The following is a 9,699-nucleotide window of genomic DNA, read 5'->3' on the forward strand; positions in this document are numbered from 1 at the left end:
GCTCGCGGACTTCTCTTTTTTCACACGTTTGGCTTTCTTGGGACGCGGCGTGGCGTAGATCGGCTTGTCGCTGTCGAGGGCTTCGGGATCGTCGCCCATGTCGAAGGGGGCGTCGCCGTCGTCGCTCCAGATCGGTCGCGGCTCGGTCGGGTCGATGGCAGGATTGCCGGCGCCGCCGTTCGCCTTGGGGTCGTCGCTCATGGTCTGCTCGAATCCCCCGCAGAACGCGGGGTTGGATGCCTGAGGCGTAAAGGCTGATTACGCCACGGGCAAGGCTTCGATGACCACGAAAGCGAGAGCATAAGGGTGTTCATCGCTGAGGGTCAGATGGATGCGCGGCTCATGCCCCGGCGGGGTCAGCCGCGCCAGATGCTCGGCGGCGTGGCCGGTCAGGGCCAGGGTCGGTTGACCCGACTTCAGGTTCACCACCCCCATGTCGCGCCAATAGACGTCAGACCGCATCCCGGTGCCCAGGGCCTTGGCGCAGGCTTCCTTGGCCGAGAAACGCTTGGCGTAACTCCAGGCAGGGTCCGGCTTGCGATCGGAGCGGGTGCGTTCGATCTCGGTGAAGACGCGGTTCTTGAAACGATCGCCGAACCGATCCAGCGAGTTCTGGATGCGCCGGATGTCGGTCATGTCAGCGCCGACGCCGATGATCACCGGCCCATTCCCCCAAGAGCACCGCTGACGGCCTCATCCATCGCCGTCCGCATCCGGCGGATGGCGGCGTCCAGACCGACGAAGACCGCCTCCCCGATCAGGAAGTGGCCGATGTTCAGTTCCTTGATCTCCGGGATGGCCAGAACCACGCTGGCGGTGGCGTAGTCGAGGCCGTGCCCGGCGTGGACCTCCAGCCCCAGGATGTCGGCCTGGGCGGCGGCGGCGGCCAGCCGGTCCAGTTCGAACGCGCGCTCGGCCGGATCGGTCAGATGACAGTAGCGGCCGGTATGGAACTCGACCACCTGCGCGCCCACGGCGGCGGCGGCCTCGACCTGTTCTTCCGACGGCTCGATGAACAGGCTGACCCGGATGCCCGCGTCGGACAGCGCCTTGACCACGGGGGCGATGCGCGCCTCGTGACCGGCCACGGCCAGACCGCCCTCGGTCGTGACCTCCTCGCGCCGTTCGGGCACCAGACAGGCGGCGTGCGGGCGGTGACGCAGGGCGATGGCCAGCATCTCTTCCGTCACCGCCATCTCGAAGTTCAGCGGCTTGTTCGCGCGACGGCACAGGGCCGTCAGCACGTCGATGTCGGCGTCGGTGATGTGGCGGCGATCCTCGCGCAGGTGGGCGGTGATGCCGTCCGCCCCCGCCGCCAGCGCCGCCTCGGCCGCGCGGGCCGGATCGGGATGAGCGCCGCCGCGCGCGTTACGAACCGTGGCGACGTGGTCGATGTTGACGCCCAGACGAACCCGCTCGCGCTTCATCCCGATCTCTTTCTATTACTTGGACAGCCGGCGGCTGCCCGGGTCCTCGACCGGCAGGGCGGCCAGTTCGGGCGGCAAGGCGTCGGCCGGGTAGGCCGGCACGTCCAGGGTCGCCAGGGCGATCAGCGGCACGCCCACGTCGGCGCGCCCGCCCGAGCGGTCGACGATGCAGGCGGCGGCGACGACTTCACCTCCGGCCTTCTGGATGGCGGCGATGCATTCACGCGACGACAGGCCGGTGGTGACGATGTCCTCGACCATGACGACCTTCTCGCCCGGCTCGACGGTGAAGCCGCGACGCAGCTTGAACTCGCCGCCCTCGCGCTCGACGTAGAGCGAGCGCACGTTCAGGTGCTTGGCCGTCTCATAGCCGGGGATGATGCCGCCGACGGCGGGCGAGATCGCCACGTCGACCGGACCGACCGTGGCGACGATCTTGTCCGCCAGGGCCTTGCACAGGCGCTCGCAGCGGCGACCGTCCATGAAGACCAGGTTCTTCTGCAGGAAGACCGGGCTATGCAGGCCGGACGACAGGACGAAATGGCCTTCGCGCAGGGCGCCGGCGTCGCGGAATTCGTTGAGGACGTCTTCAGTGTTCATGGAAGGCTCCCTTAGACCCTGCATCCGCGCCCCTCAAGCCGAGCGACCTACTTGATGTCGCAGTTCGGCTTCAGCCCGCCTTCCAGCAGTTTGATCCAGACGGTTTCGGCGTCGTCGGCGAAGGCGAACAGCTCCATGTCCGACGCCTTGACCATGCCGTGCTCGATCAGGGCGTCGAAGTTGATCACCGAGCGCCAATAGGCCTCGTCGAACAGGACGATGGGAATCGGCGGCGCCTTCTCGGTCTGACGCAGGGTCAGGATCTCGAACATCTCGTCCAGCGTGCCGAAGCCCCCGGGGAAGACCACCAGACCATTGGCCCGCATGGCCAGATGCATCTTGCGCATCGCGAAATAATGGAACTGGAAGGTCAGCTCCGGCGTCGACCAGGGGTTCGGCGCCTGCTCGTGCGGCAGTGTGACATTGAAGCCGATCGACGGGGCGCCGGCTTCATAAGCGCCCTGATTGGCGGCCTGCATGATCCCTGGGCCGCCGCCGGTGGCGATGACGTTGTCACGCACCTCGCCCGGCGAGCCACGAAAGGCCCCGCCCCGCTCCGAGGCGATGCGGCCGAACTGGCGCGCCTGCTCGTACCAGTGGGCATGGCGACCGTCGCCGTCCTTGCCTACACGGGCGCTGCCGAACACCACGATAGTCGAACGCACGCCCCAGGCCTTCAACGCCTCCTCGGCCTTTTCGTACTCCATCAGGAAGCGCACGCCGCGCATCGACTCGCTCAGCAAGAAGTCCTGATCCAGGGCGGCCAGACGATAGGAGGGCGACGCCAGTTGGGCGGCGTTGGCGAGTGCTTGCTGTTCGGGAGACATTTCGGCCTTCAGTCAGACGCGCGGGCGATCAGCCGCGCGCGCGGTCCACGGTGTCGACGGACGGATTGGCGCGCAGGGCGGCGATGATCATGGTCGCGTGGCGCGCGTCCTCGACCTCGACGTCGATGTCCACGTCGAAGAAGTCCTGCTGACGGTGGGCCATCGACAGGTTCAGGATATTGCCGCCGGCCTCGCCGATGATGGTCGCCACCTGCCCCAGCACGCCCGGCGCGTTGCGGATGGTGGCGCGCAGACGGGCCGAAGCCACCGCGTCCTGTTCGGCCTGCGGCGTCCACTGCAGGTCCTGCCAGACGCTGTCGTCGTCGGCGAAGTCGGCCAGGGTCTGGCAGTCGATGGTGTGGACCGTCAGCCCCTTGTCAGGCTCCAGAATGCCGACGATCCGGTCGCCCGGCACCGGGCTGCAGCAGGCGCCGAAGTGGATGCTGACACCCGGCGTCAGGCCGCTGCCGCGCACGAACAGGCGGGCCTGATCATTGCCGATCCGCTTGCGCTCCGGCCCGGCCTTCAGCTGGCCCTTCAGCGCCGGGAACATGGTCTCGGCGATCTTGGTCGCGGCCAGACGGCCCCGACCGATGGCGTCGAACATGTCCTCTTCCGAGGCGATGGCGTGGGTTTCCAGCACCGGCTTCAGCGAGACGTCGGCCAGCGACTTGCCGGCCCGTTCCAGCGTCTGTTCCAGCGTCGCCTTGCCCAGACGCACGAACTCGTCGCGCTCCGAGGTGCGGATGTGACGGCGAATGGCCGAGCGCGCCCGGCCGGTGACGGTCAGGCTGCGCCAGTCGGTCGGCACCTCGCGCTTGGTTCCGCGAATGATCTCGACCACGTCGCCGTTTTGCAGCGCCGTGCGCATCGGCTTCAGTTCGCCGTTGATCTTGACGCCCACCGCCGTGTCGCCGACCTCGGTATGGACCGCATAGGCGAAGTCCAGCGCCATGCCGCCGCGCGGCAGGGTGATCAGCGCGCCTTTAGGCGTGAAGACGAAGACCTGATCCAGATACATTTCGAGCTTGGCGTGTTCGACCCAGTCCTCGCCGCCCTCGCCGTGCTCGATGACCTGAACCAGATGGCGCAGGTTCAGCAATGGGTCGCGCCCGCCGTCCGCCTCCATCGCCTCGCGGTCGAAGCCGTATGAGTGGTTCTTGTAGGCCCAGTGCGCGGCCACCCCGTCCTCGGCCACGCGGTCCATGATCTCGGTGCGGATCTGCATCTCGATGCGCAGGCCGCCGGGGCCGACGACCGTGGTGTGCAAGGAGCGATAGTTGTTCGACTTGGGCGTCGAGATGAAGTCCTTGAACCGCTCCGGCACCATCGGCCAGGCGCGGTGGATGACGCCCAGGGCGCGGTAACAGTCGTCCTCGGCCTCGACGATCACCCGGAAGCCGTAGATGTCCGACAGGGACGAAAAGCCGACCGACTTCCTCTGCAGCTTGCGCCAGATCGAATAGGGCGTCTTTTCGCGGCCCTTCACATGGGCGGGGATACCGGCCTCGCTGAGGACCGTCTCGATTTCGCGCGACACGCCCTCGATGGCGCGACCGTGCTCCAGCTTCAGCGCCTCCAGACGGCGCTGGATGGCGACGCGGGCCGTGGCGTTCAGATGCTCGAACGCCAGTTCCTCCAGCTCCGAAGCGATGGAGTGGATGCCGATGGAACGGCCCAGCGGGGCATAGACTTCCAGGGTTTCGCGGCTGATGCGCTCGCGCTTCTCCGGCTTGACGTACTGGAGGGTGCGCATGTTGTGCAGGCGGTCGGCCAGCTTGACCAGCAGGACCCGCACGTCCTTGGAGATGGCCAGGATGAATTTGCGCAGATTCTCGGCCTGGCGCGTGTGCTCGGCCTGAAGCTCCAGCCGCGACAGCTTGGTCACGCCCTCGACCAGGACGGCGATCTCTTCGCCGAACATGGCGGCGATGTCGTCGCGGGTCGCCGAGGTGTCCTCGACCACATCGTGCAGCAGGGCCGTAACGATGGTCGCCGTATCCAGCCGATAGTCGGTCAGGATTCCTGCGACCTGGATCGGGTGGGCGAAATAGGGATCGCCCGAGGCCCGCAACTGCGAGCCGTGCATCTTCATCGCATAGACATAGGCGCGGTTCAGCAGCGCCTCGTCCGCGGTCGGGTCATAGGCCTTGACCGCCTCGATCAGTTCGAACTGGCGCATGATCGGGGCGCGCTTGACTTCAGACACTTGGGACACGGACGGGAGGGACTCGGAGACTTCAGACGACAACGGCGTCGCCCCGGAAAGGAGCGACGCCGTCTGGTCTATCTGATTCGCGACTTGGTCCGGCGACGGGTCCGCGGGGGACCGCGCCGGAAGGATGGTGACGCCGTTGACAGGCTCTGCCGTCAGTAGCGTTCCTCCTGGCCGCCGTCCCGGTCGCTCTGCAGCGCGCGGATCAGTTCGGCTTCGGCCATGTTCATGTGCTGGGGCTCCGCCAGCAGGGCCACGACTTCGGCTTCATCCTCAGCCTCGGTGCGCTCATCGACACGCTGCAGCGTGGTGATGATGTTCTCGCGCAGTTCGTCCGGCACGACGGTCTCGTCAGCCAGTTCGCGCAGGGCCACGACCGGGTTCTTGTCGTTGTCGCGATCCAGCGTCAGAGGGGCGCCGTTGGCGATGTTGCGGGCGCGGTGGCCAGCCAGCAGAACCAGACCAAAGCGGTTCGGCACCTTCTCGATGCAGTCTTCGACAGTGACGCGGGCCATGAAAATCCTCTGGCGGCAGGGAGAACCGCACAAAATATAGGGTTAGGCGTGATTGTGCAACGCCGCGAGGGCCGGAATGCGGCCTCAGACGCCCGCTTTCGCCGGAACAGGACGCGCGTCTACCCCGACGACGCAGGTCGCGGCAAGGGCCGCTGCGCTTTCACCCTCGACGGGATGGATCCATGCCGGCGCGATCTCGGCCAGCGGCCCCATGACGAACAGCCGCTGCGCCGCGCGCGGATGCGGCAGGATCAGCCCGTCCAGATCGCCGCTCAGCCGCCCATAGGCGATCAGGTCCAGATCCAGGGTGCGCGGGGCGTTGCGGACGCTGCGGCGACGGTCGAAAACGTCCTCCATTCGCGACAGCCGGGCCATCAGGGCGCCGGGGTCGTGTTCGGTGCGCACGATGACCACGCCGTTCAAGAAAGGCGGATCGCCCGGATCGGGCCAGGCCTGGGACGACCACCAGGACGAGCGGGCCAGAATGTCCACACCTTCGGCCCGAAAGCGCGCCAGTGCAGCTTCCAGCGCCTCCTCGCAGGACCCCCAGACGCCCTTGTCATTGCAGCCCAGGGCGACGATGACTGCCCCGTCCAGATCGAGGTCGCCTTCGGGAATTTCGGTCGGGGCGCTCATATTCTCGACCATTTCCACGGACTCATATTCATGACCGGCCATACGGGCGACCGCATCGCCTTGTTCATCGACGGCGCCAACCTCTATTCCGCGGCCCGAACGCTCAACGTCGATCTCGACTTCAAGAAGCTGTCCGACTGGTTCGGCCAGAAGGGCCAGCTGGTGCGGGCCTATTATTACACGGCGGTGGTCGAGGGCGAAGAGTTCTCGCCCATTCGGCCGCTGGTCGACTGGCTCGACTACAACGGCTTCACGGTCGTGACCAAGCCGGTCAAGCGCTTCACCGACGCCCAGGGCCATTCGCGCATCAAGGGCAATATGGACATCGAGATCGCGGTCGACATGCTGGAGCTGGCCCCGCGCCTGGATCACATGATCCTGTTCTCGGGCGACGGCGACTTCCGCCGACTGGTGCAGGCGGTCCAGGCCAGGGGCGTGCGCGTCACCGTCGTCTCGACCACCAAAACCCAGCCGCCCCAGATCGCCGACGAGCTGCGCCGTCAGGCCGACGCCTTCATCGACCTGGCCGATGTCGCGACCCATTTCAGCAAGCCCAAGAACGCCGCCGTCCAGCCCACAGCCCGCACCTTCGACCGGACCGACCGCGCATGAGCCGCCCCCTGAACCCTGAGCCGCCGCGCGACTGCCCCCTGTGCCCGCGGCTGGTCGCCTATCGCGCCGAGAACGCGCGCCAGAACCCCGACTGGTGGAACGGCCCCGCCCCCTCCTTCGGCGATCCGAACGCGCGGCTGTTGATCGCGGGCCTGGCGCCCGGCCGCACCGGGGCCAACCGCACCGGCCGTCCCTTCACCGGGGATCACGCCGGCTGGCTGCTGTTCGACACCTTGAGGAAGGCAGGCTTCGCGCAAGGCAACTATGACCCTGACGGAAACGACGACCTGAGGCTGATCGACTGCATGATCACCAACGCCGTGCGCTGCGCCCCGCCGCTGAACAAGCCCACAGGCGACGAGGAAAACACCTGCCGCCCCTTCCTGATCGACCGTCTGGCCGCCCTGCCCCGGCTGAAGGTGATCGTGACCCTGGGCGACGTGTCGCGGCGCAGCATCCTGCGGACGCTCGGCTACCCCGGTACGGCCATTCCCGCCGGGCACGGCGTCGAGGGCAAGGTCGGCGGCTACACCATCATCAACAGCTATCACTGCTCGCGACTAAACACGAACACAGGCCGACTGACACCGCAGATGTTCGAGGAGATCTTCCACCGCGCCAGGCTGGCGCTGGAGGAATAGGTCAGCCGCCGCCGGCGACCTCGCCGGCCACCATCACCGGCGCAGAGGGTTCGCGGAAGTAGCGGTCAATGCCCTCGGCGACCGAGCGCATCAGGCGGCGACGGGCGCGTTCGTCGGTCAGGACGCGCTCGTCTTCCGGATTGGTGATGAAGCCCATCTCCAGCAGGATGGCCGGAACATCGGGCGCCAGCAGCACCGCCAGACCGGCGTCGCGGTGGCTGCGGCGCAGCAGCGGATGGCTGTCGCCTTCCAGATGGGTCAGCAGGACCCGCGCGAACTGGGCCGAGCGGTTCTGGGTGGCGCGCTGGGTCATGTCCAGCAGGATGCGATCGACCGAGGGGTCGCGACCCGGCAGGCGCAGATCACGCTGCCAGTCGTCGCCGCGCGTGTATTCCCGCACCGCGCGGCCCGCGCCCTGTTCCGACAGGGTGTAGACGCTGGCCCCGCGCAGAGCCGGATCGGTCCCGGCGTCGGCGTGCAGCGAAATGAACAGGTCGGCCCCAGCGTCGCGCGCGATCTGCACCCGGCGGCCGTGGATGACATAGACGTCGCTGTCGCGCGTCAGACGCACGCGATAGCGGCCGGTGCGCTCGATCGCGGCCTTCAGCTCGCGGGCGGCGGCCAGGGTGACGGCCTTTTCCTGCGTATGCTGGCCCTGAGCCCCCGGATCGCGACCGCCGTGACCGGCGTCGATGACGATCAGCGGCTTTTCCTTGCGCGCCTGCTCACGACGCGGCGGCGCGCTGGTCGCCACTGCGGCTGCGGCGCCCGTGGCCTTCAGGTCGATGACATAGCGATAGTGCGGAACCCCGTCGCCCGGCGGCAACAGGAAGCGACGCTCGATCTCGGCGCCGCGCGCCAGATCCAGACGGACGCGCGACGACGTGCCCGCCGAGTTGACCTCATAGCCGCGCACCAGACCGGACCCGTTGCCGTCCAACCCCCGGCCCGGCGCCACGTCCGACAGGGCGACGACCACCCGGCCGGTCGTGCCGTCCTCGATCACCTGGCCGCGCGTGGTCTTGCCCAGATCCAGCACAACCCGCGTACGCTGGGCGTCGCCGCCGAAGCGGATGGCCGAGATCTGTCCGTCAGGCCCGAAGGCCAGACCGCGCCCAGCCGTCAGCACGACGCCGCTCATGACGACGAAGGCCAAGGCCGTCATCGCCCATTCACGCACGCCCCAACGGGCCAAACTGCTACGCCACCGGCCGTACATGGACGGACTTCACCCTTCTGGTTCCGCGTCAGGGTGAGCGAACGTGCTAAGGATTTCGTTAAGACCTGTAACGGTCGTGGTTCTTTTAATTTCCGCCACATATGCCTATGATCTGGTCCGCTAGCGAATGATCGCGCCCCCTGTGGTTTAGACAGGGTTCGGGCGCGCCCTCCTCGCGGCGCTGACTTTCACCTCATTCCGAGGATCGATCGGCCTGGCCGACGATTCGACGAACGGGTCCAGGACGCGGCCTTGAACGGCGCGTTCGGATCCAGGACCGACAGACCTCATGGGCCGACCCGCCTGCGCTCCCGACCGGCAGACCATTGCCGCTCTCGCATTCCGCGAGGGGATGACGCGCGCCCTGGCCCCCATTTCCATTCGGCGAGCCGCCCCCTTGTCCGCGGAGACATCCGCAGGGCCCGGCCTGGCGCGCCTGAGAGAGACCCTTCATGTCAAAGACAATGCTGATCGATGCGGCGCACGCGGAAGAAACCCGCGTCGCCATCGTGGACGGACGCCAGGTTGAGGAATTCGATTTCGAATCCACGGCCCGCCGCCAGCTTCGCGGCAACATCTACCTCGCCAAGGTCACTCGCGTAGAGCCCAGCCTTCAGGCGGCCTTCGTCGAGTACGGCGGCAATCGTCACGGCTTCCTGGCCTTCAACGAAATCCACCCGGACTATTATCAGATCCCGGTCGCCGACCGCGAAGCCATCATGGCCGAAGCGCACTCGGATGACGACGATCACGACGACCTGGGCCGTGAAGGCGACGACGAGTCCGAGGGCGGCCTGGCCGACGAGGAGCGTCTGAAGCGTCGCCTGATGCGTCGCTACAAGATCCAGGACGTCATCAAGCGTCGTCAGATCCTGCTGGTGCAGGTCGTCAAGGACGAGCGCGGCGCCAAGGGCGCGGCCCTGACCACCTGGCTGTCGCTGGCCGGCCGCTACTGCGTCCTGATGCCGAACACCGGCAAGGGCGGCGGCATTTCGCGCAAGATCACC

General features: G+C 67.3%; 10 protein-coding genes and 2 pseudogenes. 3 read left to right on the forward strand and 9 right to left on the reverse strand.

What is annotated here, in order from left to right; all coding sequences use genetic code 11:
• From VGE49_RS11755 to folK, 8 genes and pseudogenes are all read right to left on the reverse strand, one after another.
• Positions 1-201: pseudogene (locus VGE49_RS11755) on the reverse strand (signal peptidase I); the annotation flags it as partial.
• A gap of 57 nt (positions 202-258) precedes the next feature.
• Positions 259-660, reverse strand: a complete 402-nt coding sequence (gene acpS / locus VGE49_RS11760; protein ID WP_331034735.1) for a holo-ACP synthase — start codon at positions 658-660, stop codon at positions 259-261.
• Positions 657-1,427 (reverse strand): pyridoxine 5'-phosphate synthase, encoded by a 771-nt coding sequence (locus VGE49_RS11765; protein ID WP_331034736.1) that lies wholly within the window; start codon positions 1,425-1,427, stop codon positions 657-659. Before VGE49_RS11765 ends, acpS begins: the two co-directional genes overlap by 4 nt.
• A 15-nt stretch (positions 1,428-1,442) precedes the next feature.
• Positions 1,443-2,027, reverse strand: coding sequence for an orotate phosphoribosyltransferase (gene pyrE, locus VGE49_RS11770; protein WP_312783887.1), 585 nt, complete (start codon positions 2,025-2,027; stop codon positions 1,443-1,445).
• A gap of 47 nt (positions 2,028-2,074) precedes the next feature.
• On the reverse strand, positions 2,075-2,854 hold the full coding sequence (locus VGE49_RS11775; RefSeq protein WP_331034737.1) for an LOG family protein: 780 nt from the start codon (positions 2,852-2,854) through the stop codon (positions 2,075-2,077).
• Positions 2,855-2,882: 28 nt separating this feature from the next.
• The gene (locus VGE49_RS11780; protein WP_331034742.1) at positions 2,883-5,036 is read right to left on the reverse strand and encodes a RelA/SpoT family protein; all 2,154 of its coding nucleotides are present in this window, start codon (positions 5,034-5,036) and stop codon (positions 2,883-2,885) included.
• A 188-nt stretch (positions 5,037-5,224) separates the two neighbouring features.
• Entirely contained in the window at positions 5,225-5,584 is a 360-nt protein-coding gene (rpoZ, locus tag VGE49_RS11785; RefSeq protein WP_087140301.1) for a DNA-directed RNA polymerase subunit omega, read from the reverse strand.
• A gap of 84 nt (positions 5,585-5,668) precedes the next feature.
• Positions 5,669-6,220 carry a 2-amino-4-hydroxy-6-hydroxymethyldihydropteridine diphosphokinase gene (gene folK / locus VGE49_RS11790; protein ID WP_331034738.1) on the reverse strand — a complete coding sequence of 184 codons (552 nt, stop codon included), beginning with the start codon at positions 6,218-6,220 and terminating at the stop codon, positions 5,669-5,671.
• A gap of 30 nt (positions 6,221-6,250) precedes the next feature.
• On the opposite strand from folK, the gene VGE49_RS11795 reads away from it, so the two are divergent.
• A complete protein-coding gene (locus VGE49_RS11795) occupies positions 6,251-6,832 on the forward strand; it encodes a LabA-like NYN domain-containing protein (RefSeq protein ID WP_331034739.1) in 582 nt (193 codons plus the stop codon).
• Positions 6,829-7,473, forward strand: coding sequence for a uracil-DNA glycosylase (locus VGE49_RS11800; protein ID WP_331034740.1), 645 nt, complete (start codon positions 6,829-6,831; stop codon positions 7,471-7,473). The genes VGE49_RS11795 and VGE49_RS11800 overlap by 4 nt, the downstream gene beginning before the upstream one ends.
• Position 7,474: 1 nt before the next feature.
• On the opposite strand, the gene VGE49_RS11805 is transcribed toward VGE49_RS11800, so the two are convergent.
• Positions 7,475-8,638 carry an N-acetylmuramoyl-L-alanine amidase gene (locus VGE49_RS11805; RefSeq protein WP_331034741.1) on the reverse strand — a complete coding sequence of 388 codons (1,164 nt, stop codon included), beginning with the start codon at positions 8,636-8,638 and terminating at the stop codon, positions 7,475-7,477.
• A 506-nt stretch (positions 8,639-9,144) separates the two neighbouring features.
• On the opposite strand from VGE49_RS11805, the pseudogene VGE49_RS11810 reads away from it, so the two are divergent.
• Positions 9,145-9,699: pseudogene (locus VGE49_RS11810) on the forward strand (ribonuclease E/G); the annotation flags it as partial.

The organism is Brevundimonas sp. (assembly GCF_036405315.1).
In the GTDB taxonomy this organism is placed as follows: domain Bacteria; phylum Pseudomonadota; class Alphaproteobacteria; order Caulobacterales; family Caulobacteraceae; genus Brevundimonas.

Bases quoted from the DNA above. Each gene is read 5' to 3' on its own strand.
- VGE49_RS11765 (WP_331034736.1), bottom strand. From the start codon at position 1,427: ATGAAGCGCGAGCGGGTTCGTCTGGGCGTCAACATCGACCACGTCGCC.
- pyrE (WP_312783887.1), bottom strand. From the start codon at position 2,027: ATGAACACTGAAGACGTCCTCAACGAATTCCGCGACGCCGGCGCCCTG.
- VGE49_RS11775 (WP_331034737.1), bottom strand. From the start codon at position 2,854: ATGTCTCCCGAACAGCAAGCACTCGCCAACGCCGCCCAACTGGCGTCG.
- VGE49_RS11780 (WP_331034742.1), bottom strand. From the start codon at position 5,036: ATGCGCCAGTTCGAACTGATCGAGGCGGTCAAGGCCTATGACCCGACC.
- rpoZ (WP_087140301.1), bottom strand. From the start codon at position 5,584: ATGGCCCGCGTCACTGTCGAAGACTGCATCGAGAAGGTGCCGAACCGC.
- folK (WP_331034738.1), bottom strand. From the start codon at position 6,220: ATGAGCGCCCCGACCGAAATTCCCGAAGGCGACCTCGATCTGGACGGG.
- VGE49_RS11795 (WP_331034739.1), top strand. From the start codon at position 6,251: ATGACCGGCCATACGGGCGACCGCATCGCCTTGTTCATCGACGGCGCC.
- VGE49_RS11800 (WP_331034740.1), top strand. From the start codon at position 6,829: ATGAGCCGCCCCCTGAACCCTGAGCCGCCGCGCGACTGCCCCCTGTGC.
- VGE49_RS11805 (WP_331034741.1), bottom strand. From the start codon at position 8,638: ATGACGGCCTTGGCCTTCGTCGTCATGAGCGGCGTCGTGCTGACGGCT.